Source organism: Pseudomonas sp. LAP_36 (assembly GCF_019456785.1).
GTDB classification, from domain to species: domain Bacteria; phylum Pseudomonadota; class Gammaproteobacteria; order Pseudomonadales; family Pseudomonadaceae; genus Aquipseudomonas; species Aquipseudomonas tritici.
The window spans coordinates 1,068,870-1,093,232 of record NZ_JAHZMS010000001.1 but is presented as its reverse complement, the minus strand read 5'-3'; the positions used below and the strand labels follow the sequence as shown (position 1 = coordinate 1,093,232).

The window sequence follows — 24,363 nt, the reverse complement described above, 5'->3', positions numbered from 1 at the left end:
GAAAGCGGATGCCCAGGCGTATAAAGGACTATCTGATTACATTGAGTGCCGGCTTGTGCTTCAGCACGGTCGTGCTCGCGAACCACCCAGCGAGCCCGGAACATTTCACCTTGTTGAGCCGTGCAGGCTCGGTTCAACTGGAAACCCACCTCAACAAGGCCCAACGCCAATGGCTGCAAAACAAGCGGGAGTTGGTGCTGGGCACTGCGTCCCCTGATTATCCGCCCTTTGACCTCACGTCCAGCGGCCGCGACTACGAGGGACTCACCGCTGATTACGCCGGCCTGCTGTCCAAGGCACTGGCACTGCCGGTGAAAGTGTTGCGCTACCCCTCCCGAGAGGCCGCGATCCGCGCCCTTGAAGCGGGGGATATCGACCTGCTGGGCTCGTCCAACGGCTTTGAGGCGGCAAACCCGAATCTCACGCTGTCCGAACCCTATGCAGTGGACCAGCCGGTACTGGTCACCCGCGAAGGTGAGACCCGCAGCCTGAAGGATGGCCTGGCCGGGATGCGCCTGGCTCTGGTCTACCACTACCTGCCACTGGGCGAGGTGGAAAAGCTTTACCCCGAGGCGCGCATCCGCGTCTATCCCTCTTATCAAAATGCCTTGAATGCGGTGGCATTCGACCAGGCGGACGTGTTTCTCGGCGATACCATTTCCACCCATTACATGATCAACAAGGGCTACCTGAAGAACATCCGCATGGCCAATTTCGGCAAGCACGAGGCCTATGGGTTCAGCTTTGCCATGCCCCAGCAGCAGCGCACCCTCTTGAGTATCGTCGATGCGGTAATGACGGCCGTGCCTACCGCTGAACGGGACGCGATCGCCAAGCGCTGGAGCGCCGGCAGCGACATCCTGCTGACCGACGAGAAGCTACAACTGACTCAACGTGAGGAGCGTTGGCTGAAGGACCACCCGGTGGTGAAGGTGGCGGTGAACGAAACCTTCGCCCCCCTGACGTTCTTCGATACCGACGGCAATTTTCGTGGCATTACCGCCGATCTGCTGGAGTTGGTTCGCCTGCGCACCGGGCTGCGTTTCGACATTGAGCGCGGGCGTGACGTGAATGCGATGATCGAACAGGTGGACGCCGGCAAAGTCGACATCATCGGCGCAATCGTGCCCAGCGTTGAACGGGAAGCGCAGCTGAATTTCAGCCGACCTTACCTGGAAAATTCCTATGTGCTGCTGACCCGGAAAGAGCCCGATGCGCCCTCGAACCTGGAGCAGATGGCCGGCAAGCGCCTGGCAATTACGCCGGGTAACCCGCTGGAAACCGTCCTGCGCCGCGACTTCCCAGAGGTGCATCTGGTCAACGCCAGCGACACGTTCAAGGCCTCGGAAATGCTGGCCCAAGGGCATGTCGAAGGCGCAGTGAACTCACTGGTAGTCGCCAACTACTTCCTGTCGTCCCAGATGTTCCAGGACAAACTTCAGATCAGCACCAGTATCGGCACCTTTCCCGCCACGTTTGCCCTGGCAACCGCACGCAGTGCCACCGAACTCAGCTCGATTCTCGACAAGGCCTTGCTGAGCATCGCCCCGGATGAACTGGGGGTGATCAACAGTCGCTGGCGAGGCTACACCTCCGCCTCCGATAGCTACTGGCGCAACTATCATCAACTGATCGCACGCATCATCATTGGTACGGGCCTTTTGCTGTTGGTCTCCCTGGGCTGGAACGCCTATATGCGTCGCCAGATCAAACACCGCAAGATGGCCGAGCGCGCGCTCAGTGACCAGTTCGAGTTCATGCGTGCGCTGGTCAATGAAACCCCGCATCCGATCTACGTGCGAGATCGTAAAGGCTTGCTGCAGACCTGCAATGACAGCTACCTGCAGGTATTCGACGTCAAACGCGAGGATGTGATCGGCAAAAGCGCCATCCAGATGAGTGAGGCCCTTGAAACCGACGCGGTTCAATATCACGCCGATTACCAGCGGGTGATGGCCGAAGGCAACCCGCTGATCCTTGATCGCACCCTGCATATCCACGGAAAAAAACTGACGATCTACCACTGGATCCTGCCATACCGCGACTCTACCGCAGAGGTGCAGGGCATCATTGGTGGCTGGATTGACATCAGCGAGCGACGCCAACTGTTCGACGAAATCCGCGCCGCCAAAGAACGCGCCGACGAAGCCAACCGGGCCAAGAGCACGTTCCTCGCCACCATGAGCCATGAAATCCGCACACCGATGAACGCGGTGATTGGCATGCTCGAACTGACCCTCAAGCGTGCCGACCAGGGCCATCTTGATCGCCCGGCCATCGAAGTGGCGTACAACTCGGCCAAGGACCTGCTGGAGCTGATCGGCGATATCCTCGACATCGCGCGCATCGAATCCGGGCGCCTGAGCCTGGCGCCGGAACGCGTCAACCTGCGAGAGGTGATCGAGTCGGTGGTGCGTGTGTTCGACGGCCTGGCCCGCCAGAAAACCCTCAGCCTGTCCCTTGAGTTCAAGCCCAACCTGGATGACACCGATGTGTTGATCGACCCGCTGCGGTTCAAGCAGGTGCTGTCCAACCTCGTCAGCAACGCGATCAAGTTCACCGAGCGCGGCGAGGTCAAAATCAAGGTTGAGGTATTGCCCACCGAGCTGGCGCAGCAAGTCGAGATGAAACTGGTGGTCGAGGACACCGGGATAGGTATCAGCCGGGATGACCAGTTACGCCTGTTCGAACCCTTTGCCCAGGCCGACAATTCCGGGCAGCTCGCCAGGAGCGGTGCCGGCCTGGGGCTGGTGATCTGCCGCAGCCTGTGCGCAATGATGGGCGGGCAACTGAGCCTGAGCAGCGTGCCTATGGTGGGCACTCAGGTGCATGTCAGCTTGAACATGACGCGCCTGCAGCCGGAACAGGCAACGGTCGAACCGAAACCCGAAGCCCCTGCGACCGCGCCAGTGCTCAATGTGCTGGTGGTGGACGATCATCCCGCCAACCGCTTGCTGATGTGCCAGCAACTGGGTTACCTGGGACACCAGTTCACCGCCGCCCAGAACGGCGCCACCGGTTTCCAGGCCTGGCGCCAGGAACGCTTCGACCTGATCATCGCCGACTGCAACATGCCCATCATGAATGGCTACGAGCTGAGTCGCTCGATCCGGGAATACGAACAGCGTGAGCAACTCGCACCGTGCGTGGTACTGGGTTTTACCGCCAATGCCCAGCCCGAAGAGAAGCAACGCTGCGCCGAAGCCGGTATGAACGATTGCCTGTTCAAACCGATCAGCCTGACGGCATTGGAGCGACAACTGGCGAAGATCGCCCCTCAACCCAGCGACCTGTACCTGGACCTCGGCAACTTCGAGGCCCTGACCGGCGGCGATCCACAGTTGAGCTGGCGTTTGCTGGAGGAACTGTTGAGCAGCAGCCGACATGATCGCCAGGAACTGACGGCGCTGATCAGTGCACATGCCCCGCTCCAGGAAATCATCGAGCAAGCTCACAAAATCAAAGGCGCTGCCCGTATTGTTCAGGCGACCCCATTGGCCAGGCAGTGCGAAACCCTTGAACAAGCCTGTGCCCGCGGTGATGACTGGGCGTTGATTGAAGCCAGTGCGAAATCCTTGGAAAAGCTCATGATGGAACTGGAGAGGTTACTGCAGATGCAGCTTCAAGCACTCGATGCCAGCAAGGGGCGGCTGCCGCCCCTTACGTGATCAGCAGTTGGTCAAGCGCAGGAAAATTGCTGCCAGCCGTTCAATGCCCGCCTGGTCCTGGGGGGTAAAACGCGCCAACGACGGGCTATCGAGGTCAAGGACGCCGATCAATTTGCCGTCCTTGACCAGGGGTACCACCAGCTCGCTGTTCGATGCGCTGTCACAGGCGATATGCCCTGGGAACGCATGCACATCCTCCACACGCTGGGTCTGCCGCGTCGCCGCCGCCGCACCGCACACCCCGCGGCCGAACGGTATGCGCACGCAGGCGATCTGGCCCTGGAACGGGCCAAGCACCAGCTCTTCGTCACGGTTAAGGTAAAAGCCGGCCCAGTTCAAATCGTCCAGCTGGTTGAACAGGAAGGCAGAAAACTGCGCACTGTTGGCGATGAAATCTCGCTCATCGGCCAGCAGCGACTCCAGTTGCGCGCAGAGCATGGCATAGCCATCAAGGCCAGTACCGGCGCTTTGTAAATCAATCATGGTTGACGTTCCAGTAATTTGAGGCCGACCCAGTAACGAGCGAATTGGTACGCGCAACGACCGTTGCGGTTGCCACGTCCGGTAGCCCAGCGTACCGCAAGAATGTCGAGCGCTTCATCGCGCTGCCACTGCAAACCGGCCTTGCTCGCCAGTTCGCCGATCCAGTGCTCCACGACATCTAGGAAGTGCTCCTGGGTAAACGGGTAGAACGACAGCCACAAGCCAAAACGGTCGGACAAGGCGATCTTGTCTTCCACCGCTTCGCTTGGGTGCAATTCACCATCCACGCGTTTCCAGTTGTCATTGTCGCTCTGGTTTTCCGGCACCAAATGGCGGCGGTTGGAAGTGGCGTACAGCAGCACGTTCTCCGGGGCCTGTTCGAGAGAGCCGTCGAGCACGCTTTTCAGCACACGGTAATCGCCTTCACCGGCCTCGAATGACAGGTCGTCGCAGAACAGGATAAAACGCTGCGGCAGCTTGAGCAGTTGCTCGACCACACGCGGCAGGTCGGCCAGATGGTCGCGTTCGATCTCGATCAGGCGCAAACCGGCCTTGGCGTGCTGTGCCAGCAAGGCGCGCACCATCGACGATTTACCCGTGCCACGCGAGCCCCATAGCAGCGCATGATTGGCGGGCAGGCCATCGATGAATTGTTGGGTGTTGCGCGCCAGTGTTTCACGTTGCTTGTCGACACCGATCAGGTCCGACAGGCGCATGTCCAGGCTCACGTCCAACGGCAACAGGAAACCACTGCGGCCTTCGCGCTGCCAGCGGGCAGCCAGGCACTGGTTCCAATCAATGGTTTGGCGTGGTGCAGGCAATAAGGGTTCGAGGCGGGCGAGCACTGCATCGGCCCGCTCAAGAAAGGCACTCAATCGAGAATCCACAATTATTCCTCTGGCAAGTTCTTGCAAAAGATGGCGTATTGGCAGCCCTGCGGCAGACCGCACGAGGCTGCGTAAAAAACGATTCATGCCGGGTAAGCCAGAGCCTGTGGATGTTCAGCTATGCTTGCCGGGCGAAGGGAAACGTAAAGTGGTTCAACACTCAATGGATATCAAGTTCGCCCACCGCTTGTCTTATAAACAAGCCAGATTGACTGTGCTGGTCGGTTTCGTGTTGGGAACCTTGCTCAGCCTGATCCAAATCGGCATTGATTATGCCAGCGAAGACGCATCCATCAACCGTGAAATTCGCTCGCTGATCGAAATCAGCCACAACCCCGCGTCACGCATCGCCTACAACATCGACGCCGAACTGGCCCAGGAACTGACCCTGGGCCTGCTGCACTCCCCCGCCATCATCCATGCCCAGTTGATCGACAATAATGGCGTGGTACTGGCCGATGTCGACCGGCCGCGCAAAGAAAGCACCTACCGCCCCCTCAGCGATTTTCTGTTTGGGGCCAACCGCCAGTTTGAAGATCGGCTGTTCCTGAACCCTATGCCCAACGAGTCCCTCGGCGTGCTACGGCTGGACGTGGACACTTATGCCTTTGGCAGCCGCTTCCTGCGCCGTGCCGAGATCACCCTGCTCAACGGGTTTGCCCGCAGCCTGCTGCTGACCGGCATCCTGCTGGGTCTGTTCTACGTCATGCTGACCCAGCCACTGGTGCGTATTATTCGCGAGCTGAGCAACCGCAGGCAGGCACGCCTGGATTGCCCGCCGGGCCATGAACACGACGAAATCGGCGTACTGGTGAACGTTGCCAACCAACAGTTCGAAAACATGGAGACGGAGATCCAGCAACGCCGCCACGCGGAAGACCGACTGACCGAATACCTGGGGCAATTGGAGGACATCGTCTCCGCGCGCACCTTGGAGCTCAAGGCCAGCAACCAGCGGCTGAGCCAGTCCAACGACGAATTGGAAGCGGCGAAGATGCATGCATTGGGCATGGCCCAGGCGCGTGCGGCGTTCCTGGCCAACATGAGCCATGAGATTCGCACCCCGCTCAACGGCCTGTTGGGGATGATCGCGCTGTCGCTGGACAGCCCGCTCAATGCCGAGCAGCGCCAGCAACTGTCTATTGCCCATGACTCGGGCAAAGTGCTGGTGGAGTTGCTCAACGATATCCTCGACCTGTCCAAGTTCGATGCTGGCCAGTTGGAGCTGGAACACATCCCCTTCGACCTCGGCTCGCTGGTGGAGGACACCGCTAACCTGCTGTCACAAAACGCGGCACCCAGTGTCGAACTGACCTGCCTGATCGACCCGCAGTTTCCCGCCCAGGTGCTGGGCGACCCGACCCGTGTGCGGCAAATCGTCAGTAACCTGCTGTCCAATGCCTTAAAATTCACGCGCTTCGGCCGGGTCGATGTGCGCCTCAGCGCGCTGGATGGCCGAGTGCGCATCGAGGTCTGTGATACCGGCATCGGCATTGCGCAGGAAGCCCAGGTAAAGATTTTCCAACCGTTCACCCAGGCCGGAGCCGGTATCACACGCCAGTTTGGCGGCACGGGTCTCGGCTTGGCGTTGACGCACAACCTGTGCGAAGCGATGAAAGGCCGACTGAGCATCAGTTCGGAGGTCGGCTTCGGCAGCCAGTTCTGCGCCGACCTGCCGTTGCCGATCCATTTGCCCGCCGTTCAACAGGTGCCGCTCAAGGGTGAGGTGATCGCCATCACCAGTGCCGGCAGCGGCCTGACGGAACTGCTGACCACCCTCCTGCCCCACTGGGGGCTGACACCGCGCTGCTACCCGCGTGATGAGGATTTAAGCGGGCAAACGCCGGACTTGCTGATCACCGACTGCCCCGAATGCCTGTTCCGCCTGCGGCCTTCCATCACCGCGCCGATCCTGCTGGTGACCGCCTATGGCAATTTCATGCCCAGCGAAGAAGTCGCGGCACTGGCGCCGTTGCAGCAACAGGCGCGCCCGCTGAGCCGCAATGCGCTGTATCAAATCCTGGAACGTAACTTGCGCAGCGATCACCCACTCATCCTTGATCCCATCCAGATAGAAGCCGTGCCCCTGGCACGCCGGGCGCGCATCCTGCTGGTGGAGGACAACGCGGTCAACCAACTGGTGGCCAAAGGCATGCTCAGCAAACTGGGGTGTGAAGTGATCGTGGCCGCCCACGGTGGGGAGGCGCTCAAGTTTCTTGAAGAACAACACTTCGACATGGTGTTGATGGACTGCAATATGCCGGTGATGGACGGTTACGAAGCCAGCCGGCAGATCCGTCGCAGCGGGCGCTGGCCGGAACTGCCGATCGTCGCGTTGACAGCCAACGCCCTTTCCGAAGAACGCGAGCGTTGCCGGGCTGCGGGCATGAATGACTACCTGGCCAAGCCGTTTCGGCGCGAGGAACTCAGCGCTTTGCTGGACGTGTGGGTGCCGAAGACGACACGTCTCTGATCTGCAGCAGCAACTGGTCCAAGCCGTCGCGCAAGGCATCGGCCTGGTTCAGGTCGATGCCGCTGTCGCACAGCAGCCGGGTCTTGAGCGCATGGGTCTGGTCGCGCAACTGCACACCGCTTTCGCTGAGGCTCAGGTGCACTTCTCGCTCATCCTTGGCGCTGCGCTGGCGCTTGACCCACTTAAGGTGCTCAAGGCGCTTGAGCAACGGCGTCAGCGTGCCGGAATCCAGCATCAAGCGTTCGCCCAAGGCCTTGACCGTGGGTTGCGCGGGGGCTGTGTCGTGCCATTCCCACAACACCAGCATCACCAAGTATTGCGGGTAGGTCAGGCCCAGTTGATCCAGCATCGGCTTATAGGCGCGGGTCACCGCCCTGGACGCAGCGTAGAGCTTGAAACACAGCTGGTTATCGAGGGCCAGGGATACGCTCATTTGAGCAGGGCTTCGATCTCTTGAGTCAGGTCCTGCGGCTTGGTGGTCGGGGCAAAACGCTTGACTACCTGGCCGTCACGACCGATGAGGAACTTGGTGAAGTTCCACTTGATGCCTTTGGACCCAAGCAGGCCCGGGGCCTGTTGTTTCAGTTGCACGAACAACGGGTGGGCATCGCTGCCATTCACGTCGATTTTCTTGAACAGCGGGAAGCTGACGCCGAAGTTCAGCTCGCAGAACTCGGAGATCGCCCCTTCGTTACCCGGTTCCTGCTTGCCGAACTGGTTGCAAGGGAAACCCAGTACCACCAGCCCCTGGTCCTTGTACTGCTGCCAAAGTTGCTCCAGGCCCTTGTACTGCGGGGTGAAGCCACACTTGCTGGCAGTGTTGACCACCAAGATGGCCTTGCCGGCAAAATCGGCCAAGGTCTTTTGCTCACCTTTGATGGTGGTGCAAGGGATGCTCAGCAGGTTGTCGCTCATGGCAGTGCCTCGATAACGGAAAGAAAGAATAAACATAGTGATCAATTCAATTGTGTTCAATTCAATTGACCAGAATGATAGGCCGATATCAGACGATGTGTTTATCGCGGGACGAGGTCCAGGCACACCGAATTGATGCAATAACGTAGCCCAGTCGGCGGCGGACCGTCGGGGAATACATGGCCCAAGTGGGCATCGCATTTGGCGCAGGTGACTTCGGTGCGGATCATGCCGTGGCTGACGTCACGGATTTCGATCATCGCGCTGTCGGCAATCGGCGCGTAGAAACTGGGCCAGCCGCAGCCGGAATCAAACTTGGTGGTCGAATCGAACAGCGGCTCGTTGCAGCAGATGCAGTGGTACACACCGTCCGTCTTGGTGCCGTTGTACTTGCCGCTGAAAGGTCGCTCGGTACCCTTGAGACGACATACGTTGTACTGCTCGGGGTCGAGCATGGCTTTCCATTCATCAATGGTCTTCTGCAGCTTTTCCATCGGTACACCTCGGCAACTGAAAAAGCCTGATCTGTGTCTTTTCCGTAGATCAGGCGGCACGTATGATTGCGCCTCTTCAAAACGCCAGTCTGGCACCCGCGCTACCGGCATTCAAACGTATTTATGGGGGCGGCCCCGCGGGATTCACAGTACGGTAGTGTCCACACCGTCTGGATCGTTCATTTTCAGGATCACATCGCCATGCAGGTCAGCAAATCGAACAAGCTCGCCAACGTCTGCTATGACATTCGCGGCCCGGTGCTCAAGCACGCCAAACGCCTGGAAGAGGAAGGCCATCGCATCCTCAAGCTGAACATTGGCAACCCGGCGCCCTTTGGTTTCGAGGCGCCGGACGAGATCCTCCAGGACGTGATCCGCAACCTGCCCACCGCCCAGGGCTACAGCGACTCCAAAGGCCTGTTCAGCGCGCGTAAAGCGGTGATGCAGTACTACCAGCAAAAGCAGGTCGAAGGTGTTGGCATCGAAGACATCTACCTGGGCAATGGCGTGTCCGAGCTGATCGTGATGTCCATGCAGGCCCTGCTCAACAATGGCGACGAAGTGCTGGTGCCGGCGCCGGACTACCCGCTGTGGACCGCCGCCGTGACCCTGGCCGGTGGCAACCCGGTGCACTACCTGTGTGACGAAGGCGCCGACTGGTTCCCGGACCTGGCCGACATCAAGGCCAAGATCACCCCGAACACCAAGGCCCTGGTGATTATCAACCCGAACAACCCGACCGGCGCCGTGTATTCCAGGGAGGTGTTGCTGGGCATGCTCGAACTGGCGCGCCAGCACAACCTGGTGGTGTTCTCCGACGAGATCTACGACAAGATCCTCTACGACGACGCGGTGCACATCTGCACCGCGTCCCTGGCGCCAGACCTGCTGTGCCTGACCTTCAACGGCCTGTCCAAGTCCTACCGCGTGGCGGGGTTTCGCTCCGGCTGGATCGCCATCTCCGGCCCCAAGCACAACGCGCAAAGTTACATCGAAGGTATCGACATGCTGGCCAACATGCGCCTGTGCGCCAACGTGCCGAGCCAGCACGCGATCCAGACCGCGCTGGGCGGCTACCAGAGCATCAACGACCTGGTCTTGCCCCAAGGTCGCCTTCTGGAACAGCGTAATCGCACCTGGGAACTGCTTAACGCCATCCCGGGCGTGAGCTGTGTGAAACCCATGGGAGCGCTGTACGCCTTCCCACGGATCGACCCGAAGGTGTGCCCGATTCTCAACGACGAGAAGTTTGTGCTCGACCTGCTGCTCTCGGAAAAACTGCTGGTGGTGCAAGGCACGGCGTTCAACTGGCCGTGGCCGGATCACTTCCGCGTGGTCACATTGCCGCGTGTGGATGACCTGGAGATGGCCATTGGTCGCATCGGTAGCTTCCTCAAGTCCTATCGCCAGTAACGGAAACGGCGCTGTACGATCGACAATCGGTCGTACAGCGAGTATCTGGCAACACTTCTCTGCCCCTTCTCCGTTGCAGCCGTTTGCTGGCGCAGCAAAAGCTATCTCCCCCCTATAATTACTGGGCTGGAAGGTATAGGTGAACCGATCAGGGGGTCTTTTTTACGTCGGAAAATCCCTTCAAGGCTCTACATTCAGGCTGTAGGACACAGTTTGAAATAGTCGCTCGGTTGAATCACCCCATGCCGCACCTTATATACCCCGCAGTACGCGACATATTAAGCATGAGGAGAACTCTACAACCATGATGCGCATCCTGCTGTTCTTGGCCACTAACCTTGCGGTCGTGCTGATTGCCAGCATTACCTTGAGCCTTTTCGGCTTCAATGGGTTCATGGCGGCCAACGGGGTTGACCTGAACCTCAATCAGCTGCTGGTTTTCTGTGCGGTCTTTGGTTTTGCCGGCTCGCTGTTCTCGCTGTTCATCTCCAAGTGGATGGCGAAAATGAGCACCAGCACCCAGGTGATCACCCAGCCACGTACCCGGCATGAGCAATGGTTGCTGCAGACCGTCGAGCAATTGTCCCGAGAAGCCGGCATCAAGATGCCCGAGGTCGGGATCTTCCCGGCCTATGAAGCCAACGCCTTTGCCACCGGCTGGAACAAAAACGACGCACTCGTTGCGGTCAGCCAGGGCATGCTGGAACGCTTCTCGTACGATGAAGTAAAGGCGGTGCTGGCCCACGAGATCGGCCACGTGGCCAACGGTGACATGGTCACCCTGGCGCTGGTCCAAGGCGTGGTGAACACCTTCGTGATGTTCTTCGCGCGGATCATCGGCAACTTTGTCGACAAGGTGATCTTCAAGAACGAAGAAGGCCGCGGTATTGCCTATTTCGTGGCAACCATCTTCGCCGAAGTGGTGCTGGGCTTCCTGGCCAGCGCGATCACCATGTGGTTCTCGCGCAAACGCGAATTCCGCGCAGACGAAGCCGGTGCCCGCCTGGCCGGTACCGGGGCGATGATTGCAGCGCTGCAACACCTGCGCTCCGAACAGGGCCTGCCGGTGCATATGCCGGACAGCCTGACGGCCTTTGGTATCAACGGTGGCATCAAGCAGGGCATGGCTCGCCTGTTCATGAGCCACCCGCCACTGGAAGAGCGTATCGACGCACTGCGTCGTCGGGGCTGATAGCTCGGTAGTGACACCGAAAGGGGCGATCTGATCGCCCCTTTTTCGTGGGTACGTCCTTGACCATCGCGGCATAGCTATCTACACCTCTTTTGAAGACGCAGAAGCATCCTGTAGTGAGCGGGCTTGCCCCGCGCTGGGCTGCGAAGCGGCCCTAAAAACCTGATATCGAGCTTTACCTGAAGAAACGCAGCGGCCTTATTGGGGCCGCTCCGCAGCCCAGCGCGGGACAAGCCCGCTCACTACCCTACTCTGTGGTCATCGCGGGCTCAGCGCATCGCCAGCTGATACACCCGTTCCTCAAGCCGCGTAACGCCGTCCTGCACGAACTTCCAGCTTTCGCCCAGGATGTCTTGCTCTTCCTGCACCGCCAAGGCCCAATGCGAGCTAAGCAGCACCTTCACCTCATCATGCGTCACCGCAAACGGCGGGCCGGCTTTTTGCGTCTGGTCATAATCGAGGGTGATCAGCAGCCCCTGGCAACCCGGCCGCAAAAGCGTATTCAGGTGTTCGGCATACTGCGCACGCAGCAGCGGTGGCAGGGCGATCAGCGCGGCGCGGTCATAGAGCGCGGTGCAATCAGCCAGGACTTGCGCGTCCAAGGCGAAGAAATCGCCGCACCATACTTCGATCAAATCCGCCTGATACACCTTGAAGGCGCCTCGTTCGGTGACTCGCGGTGTCAGACTCTGCTCTGTGAAGAAGGCTTCCACCGCCTGTTCCGACAGCTCCACGCCCAGCACCCGAAACCCCAGGCTGGCCAGCCACATCAGGTCCAGGCTTTTGCCACACAATGGCACCAGCACTTTGGCGCCCTCGGCGAGGGCCAACTTCGGCCAGTGCCGTTGCAGGTAAGGATTGACCTCGGGCAAATGAAAGCCGATCTGATTGCGCGCCCAGCGCTCCCGCCAAAACTCAGGCTCCATGGATGCCCCCAAAAATTCGATCAAATGGTGCTAAAACTTATATTAGATTTAGATCAATGATCTGATTAAAGATGGGCCCATGTTAACGCTCAGGACCCCACTTATGTTCCCCAGCCTGTTTATCTCCCACGGTTCGCCCATGCTCGCCCTGCAACCCGGCGCCAGCGGCCCGGCGCTTCAGCGACTTGCCGCCGAGATACCACGGCCGAAGGCAATCGTGGTGGTGTCGGCGCATTGGGAAAGCCATGAGCTGCTGGTCAGCGGCAGCGCCGCGCCTGACACCTGGCACGATTTTGGTGGCTTCCCCCGCGAATTGTTTGCCGTGCAATACCCCGCGCCGGGCGATCCGCAGTTGGCCGGCGAAATAGTCGAGTTGTTGCACGCCGATGATTTGAATGCACGCATAGACGACCAACGCCCGTTCGACCACGGCACCTGGGTACCGTTGTCGCTGATGTACCCGGCGGCAGACATTCCAGTGGTGCAGGTTTCCCTGCCCAGCCGTATGGGCCCTGCCCTGCAGACGCGGGTCGGGCATGCGCTTGCCAGCCTGCGCGACAGAGGTGTGCTGTTGATCGGCTCGGGCAGCATCACCCATAACCTGGGCGAACTGGACTGGCACGCGGGGCCTGAGAGCATAGAGCCCTGGGCGCAGGATTTCCGGGACTGGGTGGTGGATAAGCTGGCGGCCAACGATGAGACCGCGCTGCACGACTATCGCCGTCAGGCACCGCATGCGGTACGTAGCCATCCCAGCGATGAGCATTTGTTGCCGCTGTACTTTGCACGTGGCGCCGGTGGCGATTTCAGCGTGGCGCACCAGGGGTTCACCATGGGCGCCCTAGGAATGGACATTTACCGCTTCGACTAACGAACGCCTCCTCTTGTGGGCGCTGGCTTGCCTGCGATGGCGGTGGTTCAGTCAAGCACATTTATCACTGATACATCGCTATCGCATGCAAGCCAGCTCCCACATTGGATTGGGTGCTGATCCGGACACAGCCTGAATCCAAGGCAAAAAAAATCCCCGAACCAGTCGGGGATTTTTTATGTGTGATCAATCAGCCCAAGGGCGGATCAATCTTCGCGGTAGCGACGCAGCTTCAACTGCTTACCGGCAACGCGAGTGTCTTTCAGCTTGGTCAGCAGTTTTTCCAGACCATCTTCCGGCAGCTCCACCAGGGAGAAGCTGTCACGGACCTGGATGCGACCGATGGCTTCACGTGCCAGGCCACCCTCGTTGAGGATAGCGCCCAGCAGGTTCTTGGCAGCGATACCGTCACGCGCGCCCAGCGCGGTACGGCAACGAGCACGGCCTTCAGCCAATGGAACCGGAGCACGACGCTCACGATCACCACGGTCTGGACGGTCGCCAGTACGCTCTGGACGATCACCGCGTGGCGCGTTGTTCGGCACCAGTGGGCGTTCTTTCTCGATGGCTGCCAGGGTCAGGGCCTGACCGTTGGTCGCTTTACGCAGCAGGGCTGCAGCCAGGGCACGTGGGGTGCAACCGATATCGGCGGTCAGGCGGTCAAGCAGTTCGCCGTGGGTCGATTCAGCGTCAGCCACCAGCGGCGACAGGCTGTTGGTCAGTTTCTTGATGCGAGCATCCAGAACGGCCTGGGCATCCGGCAGGCGGACTTCGGCGACTTTCTGACCGGTCACACGCTCGATCACTTGCAGCATGCGGCGCTCACGTGGAGTCACCAGCAGCAGTGCACGACCTTCGCGACCGGCACGGCCGGTACGGCCGATACGGTGAACGTAGGACTCTGGATCGTACGGCATGTCAACGTTGAACACGTGGGTGATACGTGGAACGTCGAGACCACGTGCAGCCACGTCGGTCGCCACAACGATGTCCAGACGGCCATCCTTGAGGGAGTCGATCACGCGCTCACGTTGGTTCTGGGCGATGTCACCGTTCAGCGCAGCGGCTTTGTAGCCTTTGGCTTCCAGGGCACTGGCCAGGTCCAGGGTCGCTTGCTTGGTGCGCACGAACATGATCAGGGCGTCGAAGTCTTCGACTTCCAGCAGGCTCAATACAGCCGAGGTCTTCTGGTCAGCGTGAACCAACAGGTGAGCCTGTTCGATCGCGGTAACGGTCTGAGTCTTGGTCTGGATCTTCACGTGTTGCGGATCGCGCAGGTGGCGTTCGGCAATGGCACGGATCGACTGTGGCAGGGTGGCCGAGAACAGTACGGTCTGACGGGTTGGTGGCAGCGCCTTGAAGATGACTTCCAGGTCATCCATGAAGCCCAGCTTCAACATTTCGTCAGCTTCGTCGAGAACCAGGTGGTTCACGGTCGACAGGACTTTCTCGTCGCGACGCAGGTGGTCGCACAGACGGCCCGGGGTGGCGACAACGATCTGTGCGCCGTTACGGATTGCTTTCAGTTGCGGGCCCATCGGCGCGCCGCCGTAAACGGCCACAACGGTAACGCCAGGCATTTGCTTGGCGTAGGTTTCAAAAGCGGTTGCTACTTGCAGCGCCAACTCACGCGTTGGCGCCAGGATCAGGGCTTGCGGTTCGCGCTTGGCAGGATCGATGCAGTGCAGGATAGGCAGGGCGAACGCGGCGGTTTTACCAGTACCGGTTTGCGCCTGGCCAATCATGTCCTGGCCGGCCATGATGATCGGGATCGATTGCTGCTGAATCGCCGAAGGTTCTTCGTAGCCGGTCGCGATGACGGCAGCGAGAATGTTCGGGTTAAGATTAAAAGCGGCGAAGCCGCCGGTTTCCTGGGTCATGGGTCTGCCTCTAAGTGCATCCGCAAAGACCCATGCTCCAAAGCTGCGCATGCCGTGTTGAGACTCAAGAGTCGCCCTGGCTGCTTTGTCGGCGGGGATTTGCGAAAACGAATGAATGAAAAAGATTCGTCAAGGGAGAGTCCGCTGTGCGGACGTGCAGCCGAAGCTGACTTCGGGGAATTGCGCTACCTAAACGCGGCCCGGTTAAAGGCCGGCGCGCACTATACCGGAAATAGCTGAAAAAGGGAGCTTTTTTTATCGTAAAGCACTGATAAACCGCGTTGCGTCACAGTCTTTGCAGATAACACGCGTAAGGTCTATTTTTCAAAGGCCCGGCCCTGTTGGTCATTACGCTTAAACGGTTCACCCAACCCTTCCGACCCTTTGGTCTGAAACACTTCCCCGCGCCCGAGGGCACACCCGATGAATCAAGCCAGCAGCAGCCGCGTCAGCCGAGAACTGCAGGGCCATGTCCTGCTGTTGGGCCTGGACCGGGTAGCCAAACGCAACGCTTTCGACCTGGACCTGCTCAACGCGCTGAGCCTGGCGTATGGTGAATTTGATCGAAATGCCGATGCGCGGGTGGCGGTGGTGTTTGCCCATGGTGATCACTTTACCGCCGGGCTGGACCTGGCCAATGTCAGCGCGGTGATGGCCGGCGGCTGGCAACCACCGCTGGGGGGCTGCGATCCCTGGGGCGTGTTTGCCGGCCCGCGCGTGAGCAAACCGGTGATCGTCGCGGCCCAGGGCTACTGCCTGACCATCGGTATCGAGCTGATGCTGGCGGCGGACATCAACCTGTGCGCAAGCAATACGCGCTTTGCGCAGATGGAAGTACAGCGTGGGATTTTTCCGTTTGGCGGCGCGACGCTGCGCTTTCATCAGATCGCCGGCTGGGGCAATGCGATGCGCTGGCTGCTGACCGGCGATGAATTCGATGCCCATGACGCGCTGCGCTTGGGTTTGGTGCAGGAAGTAATGGCCAGCGAAGATTTGCTGCCGCGCGCCGTCGAACTGGCTAACCGTATTGCGCGCCAGGCACCGTTGGGTGTGCAAGCCACGTTGATGTCGGCACGGCTGGCGCACATGGAAGGCGAAGCCGTCGCGGCAGCGGCTTTGCCGCCAGTGGTGGATAAGTTGCTTAACAGCGAGGATGCCAAGGAGGGTGTGCGGGCGATGATTGAGAAGCGGCCGGGGGTGTTCAAGGGTATATGAACAACCTGAATTAGCCGTCGACAGTGATGGCCTCATCGCGGGCAAGTCGAAGCGTCGAACCGCCGCTCCCACATTTTGACTGCGTGCATCCTGTAGGAATGCGGTCGAATGTGGGAGCCGGGCTTGCCCGCGATGGCGTCGTTCCAGGCAACTAAGTAGCCGGCCGAATCGCCTTGATCAGCGACTGCAACGAATAGCCCAACCGCGGTGCCAGCGCTTCAGCACGCGCCGAAAGCGCGCCAAGGTCCAGTTCCTGATCCAACTCCGAAGGCACCAGCAGAATCACATTCCCCTCCTTCACCGGCAATTCCCAGTAATGCCGGTGGTACAACCCGCGCAACAACGCCGCACCCAACGGTTTGCCATCGTCGGTGGCCCATTGGTTGATCACCAGCCAGCCGCCGGGGTTGAGTTTTTTCTGGCAGTTTTCCAGGAAGGTCCAGGCCAGGTGCCCGACGCCGGGGCCGACGTCGGTGTAGAGGTCGACGAAAATCAGGTCGGCCGACTCAGCCGTGTCGAGCAATTGCAGCGCGTCGCCGACGCGGATATACAGCCGTGGGTCATCGTCCAGCCCCAGGTATTCGATGGCCAGGCGCGGTACGTCGGGACGCAACTCGATGGCCTCCACGTCCTCCAGCGGCAGGAACTTCAGGCACGCCTGGGTCAACGTGCCGGCGCCCAGGCCGAGGAACAGCGCGCTTTCCGGCTGCTCATGGCACAACGCGCCGATCAGCATCGCGCGGGTGTAGTCGTACTCCAGCCAGCTCGGGTCTGCCGTGAACACGCAGCTTTGCTCGATGGCATCGCCGAACTCGAGAAAACGGTAATCGGCCACTTCGAGCACACGGATCATGCCGAAATCATCATGGACTTCGGCGAGCAGGCGCTCGACACGCTCCTCGGTCATCACTACTCCTAAAGGGTTTGCTGCACGGCAAAGGCGCGATTGTCGGCCAACCGGCGGCAACAGGTCACGCACTAATTGCTGATAACATTGGCGCCCGACCGTCAATCAACAATCGAGTGCATGATGAGCCAACCCTGGAGCCCCGACAGCTGGCGCGCCCTGCCGATCCAGCAACAACCCCAGTACCCGGACGCTGCGCACCTGCTGCACGTGGAGCAGAGCCTGGCCAGCTACCCGCCGCTGGTGTTTGCCGGGGAAGCCCGCGAGTTGCGTCGTCAGTTCGCCGAAGTGACCCAGGGACGCGCGTTCCTGCTGCAAGGTGGCGATTGCGCCGAGAGTTTTGCCGAATTCTCCGCCGCAAAAATCCGCGACACCTTCAAGGTGTTGCTGCAGATGGCCATTGTGATGACGTTCGCCGCCGGCTGCCCGGTGGTCAAAGTCGGGCGCATGGCCGGCCAGTTCGCCAAGCCGCGTTCGGCCAACGACGAGACCATCGACGGCATCACCCTGCCCGCCTACCGTGGCGATATCGTCAACGGCATCGGTTTCGATGAAAAAAGCCGCGTGCCGGACCCGGACCGCTTGTTGCAGTCCTATCACCAGTCCACCGCCACCCTCAACCTGTTGCGCGCGTTTGCCCAAGGCGGTTTTGCCGACCTGCACCAGGTGCACAAGTGGAACCTGGACTTCATCGCCAACTCCGCCCTGGCCGAAAAATACAGCCAACTGGCCGACCGCATCGATGAAACCCTGGCCTTCATGCGCGCCTGCGGCATGGACAGCTCGCCGCAACTGCGCGAAACCAGCTTCTTCACCGCCCACGAAGCGCTGCTGCTCAATTACGAACAAGCCTTTGTGCGCCGTGACAGCCTGACCAACGACTACTACGACTGCTCGGCGCACATGCTGTGGATCGGCGACCGTACGCGCCAGTTGGACGGTGCCCACGTCGAATTCCTGCGCGGGGTGAACAACCCGATCGGCGTCAAGGTCGGCCCGAGCATGAACCCGGATGACTTGATCCGCTTGATCGACATCCTCAACCCGGACAACGACCCCGGCCGCCTCAACCTGATCGCGCGCATGGGCGCCGGCAAGGTCGGCGACCACCTGCCAGGCCTGATTCGTGCGGTACAGCGCGAGGGCAAGCAGGTGCTGTGGAGCTCCGATCCGATGCATGGCAACACCATCAAGGCCAGCAGCGGCTACAAGACCCGCGACTTTGCGCAGATCCTGGGCGAGGTGAAGGAATTCTTCCAGGTGCACCAGGCCGAGGGGACGTATGCCGGCGGGATTCATATCGAAATGACCGGGCAGAACGTCACCGAATGCATCGGCGGCGCGCGGCCGATTACTGAAGATGGTTTGTCGGACCGCTATCACACCCATTGCGACCCGCGGATGAATGCTGATCAGTCGCTGGAGTTGGCGTTTTTGATTGCCGAGACGTTGAAGCAGGTCAAGCGCTGAGATTTTTGTCGACTGAGCCGACGCCATCGCGGGCAAGCCCGGCTCCCACAGGGGAATGCGCTCCAAATGTGGGAGCGGCGGCGCGACGATTCGACTTGCCCGCGATGGGGCCCTATAGGCCAATATCCATAGTCATCATTGCCGCCCTTAACCGGTCGGCACTCGGCCGTTGGCAATTGAGCTGGACCTGTTCAAGTCCCAGCCAATCAGCCATCTGCCGCAGGTTCAGCGCCAGCGCCAACATCCCCTCCTCATCAAGCCCCGGCGCCTCCTCATGCACCGCATGCACCGCCAAACGACCATTGGCGCGCTCGGCGCGCAAGTCGATGCGCGCGGCGATCCGTTCGTTGTGCAAAAACGGCAGCACGTAATAGCCGTAGACGCGTTTGTCCTGTGGCGTGTAGATCTCCAAGCGGTAACGGAAATCGAACAAGCGCTCGGTGCGGCTGCGTTCCCAGATCAACGAATCGAATGGCGACAGCAATGCGCTGGCCGTGACGTTGCGCGGCACTTTGGGTTCGGGCAGGCAGTAGGCCGGTTGTTTCCAACCTTGTACCTGGCAAACCTGCAGTCGGCCGTGTTCCACCAGTTCGGCGAGGCGATTGCGGCTGTCGGCAGGATCGAGACGGAAGTAATCGCGCAGGTCCTTCTCGGTGCCCACGCCCAACGCCGTGGCGCTGTGCAGCAGCAAGCCGCGCTGGGCTTCGGCCTCAGTCACAGAGGTTTGTAGGACAGCGCTGGGAATGACCCGCTCCGGCAAATCGTAGAGACGCTCAAAGCCACGTCGGCCAGCAACCGTCACCAGGCCGGCCGCAAACAACCATTCCAGCGCGTGTTTCTCATCGCTCCAGTCCCACCAAGGGCCGGCGCGCTCCTCACGCGTCGAGAGGCTGCCGGCACCCAATGCGCCCTGTTGCTCGACCGTGCGCAAAACGCGCTGGATCGTGGCCTGCTGCTCCCGACCAAAACGCGCCATCTGTGAATAGATACCCTGCCCCTGCTGCGCCCGCACCATGCGCCAGCGCATCAACGGGTAAAGCGCCAGCGGCAATAGTGACGCCTCATGCCCCCAGTATTCGAACAACGAACGCCGCCGGCCCTGGCTCCAGGCCGCCTGCTCAAGGAGCAAAGGGGAGTAATTGCCCAATCGGGAAAACAGCGGCAGGTAATGCGAGCGCACCACGGCGTTCACCGAGTCGATCTGCAACACGCCGAGGCGCTCAATCATCCGGTTGAGATGCGTAGCCTTAATCAGCGCAGGCGCCTGGCGTCCGGAAAAACCTTGGGCCACCAGCGCCATGCGTCGAGCTTGCTTGAGTGAAAAAGACAGGTCGGCGGGCATGAGGTTCTCCGTGTGGACTCACCGACCACCCTACTGCATCCGCGATCATTTTCGCAGCGGGTCTTGCCAGAAATGCAGGTGTCGCTCCTGCTCTACGTCGCCGCGATTGAGCCCGATGTCCTTGAGTGCCTCATCACTCAAGGTTGCCAGCATCTGCCGCTCCTCGTGCACCACCTGCCAATGGGAAATCTTGTGAAACAGCCCGGAAAATGGACGTTTCACCAGCACTACAAAACCTCTTTGACCTTTCATCTTCTCGCCCTCCAGTGGGGATGGCGCAAGTGTGTGCTCGGGCTTATGATCAATCCAACGAATGTTTCTTATGCAATACATCTCAGAGATTGATCATTTGTCCAGTTTTCCAAGCATCGACACAGAAGTGCTGCGCACCTTCGTCGCCATCGCCGATCAGGGCGGTTTCACCCGCGCCGGGGAATTGGTCAACCGCACCCAGTCGGCGGTGAGCATGCAGATGAAGCGCCTGGAAGAAGACGTGTTGCAGCGCAAGCTGTTCGAGCGTGATGGTCGGCAGGTACGGCTCACACCCGAAGGCCAGGTGTTGCTGGGGTATGCACGGCGCATCCTGAAACTGCACAGCGAGGTGTTCAACACCCTGCGTGAGCCGCACATGGTGGGCTTGGTGCGCATCGGCACGCCAGATGACTACGTGATGCGTTTCCTGCCAGGGATTCTCAAGCAGTTTTCCAAGGCCTATCCGCTGATCCAGATCGAGATGCACTGCGAATCCTCACCAGTGCTGATGCAGCGCCGTGATTTGGCGTTGACCGTTGTCAGTCGCGAGCCAGGCAATGAAATCGGTGAACTGTTGCGCACAGAACGCATGGTGTGGGCGGCGGCGCCATGCTTTTGCACGGACGAGCATGAGGCCCTGCCACTGGCGATGTCCGGTGCCGATTGTCTTTACACCCAGTGGGCACGCTCGGCACTGGAGGCGGCCGGACGGGATTATCGCCTGGCCTATCACAGCTCCAACGTGGCGGCGATCCAGGCGGTGGTCAACGCCGGCCTGGCGATGATGGTCAGCATGGAAAGCCTGGTGACTGATGACCTGCGCGTGCTTGGCAAGGACGAGGGCCTGCCGCCACTGCCGTCGATGAACCTGCACCTGTTGCGCAACCCACAGATGAATTCGCCCATCACCGAATGCCTGGCGGACTACATCCTCGAAGGTTTCAGACTTTAAAGGTCAGCATCACCGCGCACACCACCAGGAAGCCACAGAACAAGCCGCGCAGCACGCGCTCCGGCAGCGCATGCGCCACCTTCACACCCCAACTGATACTGAGCAAGCCGCCGACGGCCAACGGCACGCCGATCATCCAGTCCACTTCCTGGTGCCAGGCGTAGGTCACCAGCGTTACGCCGGTGCTGGGTAGCGCCAAGGCCAGCGACAATCCTTGCGCGACCACTTGGCTGGTGCCAAACACGCTGGTGAGTACCGGCGTGGCGACCACCGCGCCCCCCACGCCAAACAGGCCGCCCATAGAGCCCGACGCCGCACCCAGTACGCCCAGCCAGGGCCAGGAGTAACGCATCTGCGCAGTCGGGGGTGCGTTGCGGGTGAACATGCGCAGCAGGTTATAGGCCGCCAGCACCATCAGAAAGACGATAAAGCCGATGCGCATCGCCCCCGCATCCAGGCCCACCGCCCAGATCGAACCGAGCCAAGCAAAACTGAAGCCCATGATCCCCAACGGCAGCGCATGCCGCAGTTCGATGCGGTTGCGTTGGTGATAGCGCCACAGCGCAAGCATCACGTTGGGCACCACCATGACCAGCGCCGTGCCTTGGGCCAACTGCTGGTCCAGGCCGAACAATACGCCGAGCACCGGAATCGCAATCAGCCCGCCACCAATGCCAAACAGGCCGCCCACCGTGCCGAGGGCCGCGCCCAAGATCAAATACATCACTAAATCCAACACTGCGCGTTACTCCTCAATCCCAGGCCTTGCATGCTACGCAGTCGGCTATGGCGTGGAAACGCATAGCAACGCACAATGGCTGTGCCAATCTCGCATAAGCGTTTGAGTCATGAACCCGAATACCTTGACCGATCAGCTGGGCCTGTTTCTCGATGTACTGGAGACCGGCAGCTTTTCCGCCGCCGCACGTCGCCACCCGCTGACGCCCTCAGCGGTGGCACGGCGCATCGACAGCCTGGAAAGCTCAGTGGGCAGCCGCCTGTTCCAGCGCAGCACCCACGCGGTAGTGCCGACCCCGGCAGGCCTGGCGTTTGCCGAGCGGGCGCGACGGATTGTCAGCGAGTTGCAATTGGCGCGCGCCGAAGCGGTGTCCCTCAGCCATGCGCCGGAAGGCTTGATTCGTGTGGATGCGCCGGCAGCGTTTGGACGACGGCATCTGGCGCCGGTGATTGCAGATTTCCTCAATGTGTATCCGGGGCTGGATGTGCACCTGCATTTGATCGACAGCTTTGTGGATATGCAGGGCGCGCACCTGGGCAAGGTCGATCTGGTGCTGCGCGCCGGGCATATCGTCGATACCCGGCTGATCGCCACGCCCCTGGCGAGCATCGTACGCATCGCCTGCGCCAGCCCGGCCTATCTGAAAAGCCGTGGCACGCCGCTGCATCCTCGCGAGCTAAGCGAACACGACGGGCTGGACTGGGATGGCTTGGCGCCGATGTTCGCCTGGCGCTTTGAGCTGGATGGGCGCCGCGCGACCTATCGCCCGCAGCGCATCCGCATGAGCGCCAACAACGCTGAAGCCTTGCTGTCCGGCGCACTGGCGGGGCTGGGTATTGCCCATCTGCCCACATGGCTCGCCAGTGAGTACTTGGTGCGCGGCGAGCTGTTACCGTTGTTTTGCGAAAACGGCTTGCCCAGCCCCGAGACCACCGGGATCTATGCGCTGCGCCTGGAGCAGCAACCCAATGCACGTAGCCGCTTGCTGCTGGAATACCTCAAAACCCGTTTCAGCCCAGTACCGCCCTGGGACCTGGCATTGCAAAGCGGCTTGGTCTGACCACCCGGACAGAATTATCTGGCGCATTAAAGATTTGCCCGCTAGATTCCAGCCCAGACACGTTTTTTCGAGGCACCGCCATGAGCAAAAACCCTGATCCGTGCGAATCGCTGATGCTGGACAACCAGCTGTGCTTCGCCCTGCACTCCACCTCGCTGTTGATGACCAAGGTCTACAAGCCTTTGTTGCAGGCCCTGGGCCTGACCTATCCGCAGTACCTGGCGATGATGGTGCTGTGGGAAGAGGACGGTTTGACCGTCGGCGAAATCAGCAGCCGCCTGCTGACCGATCCGGGCTCCCTCACTCCGCTGCTCAAGCGCCTGGAGGTCGAAGGCCTGCTCAGCCGTACACGCAGCCGTGAAGATGAGCGCGTGGTCGTGGTGGAATTGACCGACGCCGGCCGGGCGTTGCAGGACAAGGCCATGGGGATACCTCAGTGCATTCTTGGCGCCAGCGGCTTGGAATTGGACCAGTTGCGCAAGCTGCAAGGCGATTTGATTGCGTTGCGCACCAACCTGCAAGCCAGCATCTAACGCGCTAGACCAGCCACCCAATATCTAAATGTGGGAGCTGGCTTGCCTGCGATAGCGGTCTATCAGTCACAGCAGCATTGACTGACCCACCGCTATCGCAGGCAAGCCAGCTCCCACATTTGGTTTTGTGGCGCGTCAGAAAACTACTCAATGCAAACTTTTTTATAAATTTAGCTTGCGCGCTAAACATTAGCGCTATACATTCGCCTCACCAACTACTTAGCGCACAAACATTTAGCGCTAAAACCCAAGAGGACAACACCATGCAAACGCTCTATACCGCAGTAGCCACCGCCACCGGCGGCCGTGATGGTCGTGCTGTTTCCAACGACAACATCCTCGACGTCAAACTCTCCACCCCCAAAGAACTCGGCGGTGCCGGTGGCCAGGCCACTAACCCTGAACAACTGTTCGCTGCCGGCTACTCGGCCTGCTTTATCGGCGCGCTGAAATTCGTCGCCAGCCAGACCAAACGCAAAATCCCGGATGACGCCTCGATCACTGCCCACGTCGGCATCGGCCAGATCCCCGGTGGTTTCGGCCTGGATATCGACCTGCACATCAGCCTGCCGGGCCTGGCTCAGGACGACGCGCAAAGCCTGGTCGACGCGGCTCACCAAGTCTGCCCGTACTCCAACGCCACCCGTGGCAACGTCGATGTGCGCCTGCACGTGACCGTCTGATGACCTTG

The 24,363-nt window shown here is 60.3% G+C and carries 22 protein-coding genes; 11 read left to right on the top strand and 11 right to left on the bottom strand.

Annotated features, from left to right (window positions below; all coding sequences use genetic code 11):
• Positions 1 to 8 precede the first annotated feature (8 nt).
• The gene (locus tag JBO08_RS05095) at positions 9 to 3,668 is read left to right on the top strand and encodes a transporter substrate-binding domain-containing protein (protein WP_065889474.1); all 3,660 of its coding nucleotides are present in this window, start codon (positions 9 to 11) and stop codon (positions 3,666 to 3,668) included.
• On the opposite strand, the gene JBO08_RS05090 is transcribed toward JBO08_RS05095, so the two are convergent.
• Both JBO08_RS05090 and JBO08_RS05085 read right to left on the bottom strand, forming a co-directional pair.
• On the bottom strand, positions 3,669 to 4,151 hold the full coding sequence (locus JBO08_RS05090; RefSeq protein WP_065872718.1) for a GAF domain-containing protein: 483 nt from the start codon (positions 4,149 to 4,151) through the stop codon (positions 3,669 to 3,671).
• Positions 4,148 to 5,038, bottom strand: a complete 891-nt coding sequence (locus tag JBO08_RS05085; RefSeq protein WP_049709281.1) for an ATP-binding protein — start codon at positions 5,036 to 5,038, stop codon at positions 4,148 to 4,150. The genes JBO08_RS05090 and JBO08_RS05085 overlap by 4 nt, the downstream gene beginning before the upstream one ends.
• A gap of 163 nt (positions 5,039 to 5,201) precedes the next feature.
• On the opposite strand from JBO08_RS05085, the gene JBO08_RS05080 reads away from it, so the two are divergent.
• Positions 5,202 to 7,511 (top strand): response regulator, encoded by a 2,310-nt coding sequence (locus tag JBO08_RS05080; protein WP_065872719.1) that lies wholly within the window; start codon positions 5,202 to 5,204, stop codon positions 7,509 to 7,511.
• Here the strand turns inward: JBO08_RS05080 and JBO08_RS05075 are convergent.
• The 3 genes from JBO08_RS05075 to msrB all read right to left on the bottom strand — a co-directional run bounded on the left by JBO08_RS05075 (position 7,465) and on the right by msrB (position 8,920).
• Complete coding sequence (locus tag JBO08_RS05075) at positions 7,465 to 7,944, bottom strand: MarR family winged helix-turn-helix transcriptional regulator (RefSeq protein WP_065872720.1); 480 nt, start codon at positions 7,942 to 7,944, stop codon at positions 7,465 to 7,467. The genes JBO08_RS05080 and JBO08_RS05075 overlap by 47 nt on opposite strands.
• Positions 7,941 to 8,426 carry a glutathione peroxidase gene (locus tag JBO08_RS05070; protein WP_049709284.1) on the bottom strand — a complete coding sequence of 162 codons (486 nt, stop codon included), beginning with the start codon at positions 8,424 to 8,426 and terminating at the stop codon, positions 7,941 to 7,943. The genes JBO08_RS05075 and JBO08_RS05070 overlap by 4 nt, the downstream gene beginning before the upstream one ends.
• Before the next feature lie 101 nt (positions 8,427 to 8,527).
• Positions 8,528 to 8,920 (bottom strand): peptide-methionine (R)-S-oxide reductase MsrB, encoded by a 393-nt coding sequence (msrB, locus tag JBO08_RS05065; RefSeq protein ID WP_049709285.1) that lies wholly within the window; start codon positions 8,918 to 8,920, stop codon positions 8,528 to 8,530.
• 201 nt (positions 8,921 to 9,121) lie between these two features.
• Between msrB and JBO08_RS05060 the strand changes: the two genes are divergently transcribed.
• Together JBO08_RS05060 and htpX are read left to right on the top strand one after the other, a co-directional pair.
• Positions 9,122 to 10,333 carry a pyridoxal phosphate-dependent aminotransferase gene (locus JBO08_RS05060; RefSeq protein WP_065872721.1) on the top strand — a complete coding sequence of 404 codons (1,212 nt, stop codon included), beginning with the start codon at positions 9,122 to 9,124 and terminating at the stop codon, positions 10,331 to 10,333.
• A gap of 304 nt (positions 10,334 to 10,637) precedes the next feature.
• Positions 10,638 to 11,525 (top strand): protease HtpX, encoded by an 888-nt coding sequence (htpX, locus tag JBO08_RS05055; protein WP_034102803.1) that lies wholly within the window; start codon positions 10,638 to 10,640, stop codon positions 11,523 to 11,525.
• A gap of 269 nt (positions 11,526 to 11,794) precedes the next feature.
• Here the strand turns inward: htpX and JBO08_RS05050 are convergent, their stop codons facing one another.
• Positions 11,795 to 12,451 (bottom strand): thiopurine S-methyltransferase, encoded by a 657-nt coding sequence (locus JBO08_RS05050; RefSeq protein ID WP_220074451.1) that lies wholly within the window; start codon positions 12,449 to 12,451, stop codon positions 11,795 to 11,797.
• A 103-nt stretch (positions 12,452 to 12,554) separates the two neighbouring features.
• Here JBO08_RS05050 and JBO08_RS05045 point away from each other — a divergent pair, with 103 nt between their 5' ends.
• On the top strand, positions 12,555 to 13,322 hold the full coding sequence (locus JBO08_RS05045; RefSeq protein ID WP_065872723.1) for a class III extradiol ring-cleavage dioxygenase: 768 nt from the start codon (positions 12,555 to 12,557) through the stop codon (positions 13,320 to 13,322).
• Positions 13,323 to 13,528: 206 nt separating this feature from the next.
• Here the strand turns inward: JBO08_RS05045 and JBO08_RS05040 are convergent, their stop codons facing one another.
• The gene (locus JBO08_RS05040; protein ID WP_065872724.1) at positions 13,529 to 15,202 is read right to left on the bottom strand and encodes a DEAD/DEAH box helicase; all 1,674 of its coding nucleotides are present in this window, start codon (positions 15,200 to 15,202) and stop codon (positions 13,529 to 13,531) included.
• Positions 15,203 to 15,625: 423 nt separating this feature from the next.
• On the opposite strand from JBO08_RS05040, the gene JBO08_RS05035 reads away from it, so the two are divergent.
• On the top strand, positions 15,626 to 16,417 hold the full coding sequence (locus JBO08_RS05035; RefSeq protein ID WP_220074452.1) for a crotonase/enoyl-CoA hydratase family protein: 792 nt from the start codon (positions 15,626 to 15,628) through the stop codon (positions 16,415 to 16,417).
• Positions 16,418 to 16,568: 151 nt separating this feature from the next.
• Here JBO08_RS05035 and JBO08_RS05030 read toward each other — a convergent pair whose 3' ends face one another.
• Entirely contained in the window at positions 16,569 to 17,324 is a 756-nt protein-coding gene (locus tag JBO08_RS05030; protein ID WP_049709291.1) for a spermidine synthase, read from the bottom strand.
• A gap of 123 nt (positions 17,325 to 17,447) precedes the next feature.
• On the opposite strand from JBO08_RS05030, the gene JBO08_RS05025 reads away from it, so the two are divergent.
• Positions 17,448 to 18,794: a class II 3-deoxy-7-phosphoheptulonate synthase gene (locus JBO08_RS05025; protein WP_049709292.1), complete on the top strand. Its 1,347-nt coding sequence runs from the start codon at positions 17,448 to 17,450 to the stop codon at positions 18,792 to 18,794.
• A gap of 112 nt (positions 18,795 to 18,906) precedes the next feature.
• Here the strand turns inward: JBO08_RS05025 and JBO08_RS05020 are convergent, their stop codons facing one another.
• Positions 18,907 to 20,136, bottom strand: a complete 1,230-nt coding sequence (locus JBO08_RS05020) for a winged helix-turn-helix domain-containing protein (RefSeq protein ID WP_065882424.1) — start codon at positions 20,134 to 20,136, stop codon at positions 18,907 to 18,909.
• A 45-nt stretch (positions 20,137 to 20,181) separates the two neighbouring features.
• Complete coding sequence (locus tag JBO08_RS05015) at positions 20,182 to 20,388, bottom strand: DUF1127 domain-containing protein (RefSeq protein WP_065945662.1); 207 nt, start codon at positions 20,386 to 20,388, stop codon at positions 20,182 to 20,184.
• Positions 20,389 to 20,458: 70 nt separating this feature from the next.
• Between JBO08_RS05015 and JBO08_RS05010 the strand changes: the two genes are divergently transcribed.
• Entirely contained in the window at positions 20,459 to 21,340 is an 882-nt protein-coding gene (locus JBO08_RS05010) for a LysR family transcriptional regulator (protein WP_065882422.1), read from the top strand.
• Here JBO08_RS05010 and JBO08_RS05005 read toward each other — a convergent pair.
• On the bottom strand, positions 21,330 to 22,079 hold the full coding sequence (locus JBO08_RS05005) for a sulfite exporter TauE/SafE family protein (RefSeq protein WP_065872729.1): 750 nt from the start codon (positions 22,077 to 22,079) through the stop codon (positions 21,330 to 21,332). The genes JBO08_RS05010 and JBO08_RS05005 overlap by 11 nt on opposite strands.
• A gap of 109 nt (positions 22,080 to 22,188) precedes the next feature.
• Here JBO08_RS05005 and JBO08_RS05000 point away from each other — a divergent pair, with 109 nt between their 5' ends.
• The 3 genes from JBO08_RS05000 (at position 22,189) to JBO08_RS04990 (ending at position 24,355) form a co-directional block, all read left to right on the top strand.
• Entirely contained in the window at positions 22,189 to 23,139 is a 951-nt protein-coding gene (locus tag JBO08_RS05000) for a LysR family transcriptional regulator (protein ID WP_049709297.1), read from the top strand.
• Between the two features lie 80 nt (positions 23,140 to 23,219).
• On the top strand, positions 23,220 to 23,672 hold the full coding sequence (locus JBO08_RS04995; protein WP_065872730.1) for a MarR family winged helix-turn-helix transcriptional regulator: 453 nt from the start codon (positions 23,220 to 23,222) through the stop codon (positions 23,670 to 23,672).
• A 263-nt stretch (positions 23,673 to 23,935) separates the two neighbouring features.
• Positions 23,936 to 24,355 carry an organic hydroperoxide resistance protein gene (locus JBO08_RS04990; RefSeq protein WP_010211852.1) on the top strand — a complete coding sequence of 140 codons (420 nt, stop codon included), beginning with the start codon at positions 23,936 to 23,938 and terminating at the stop codon, positions 24,353 to 24,355.
• Positions 24,356 to 24,363 lie beyond the last annotated feature (8 nt).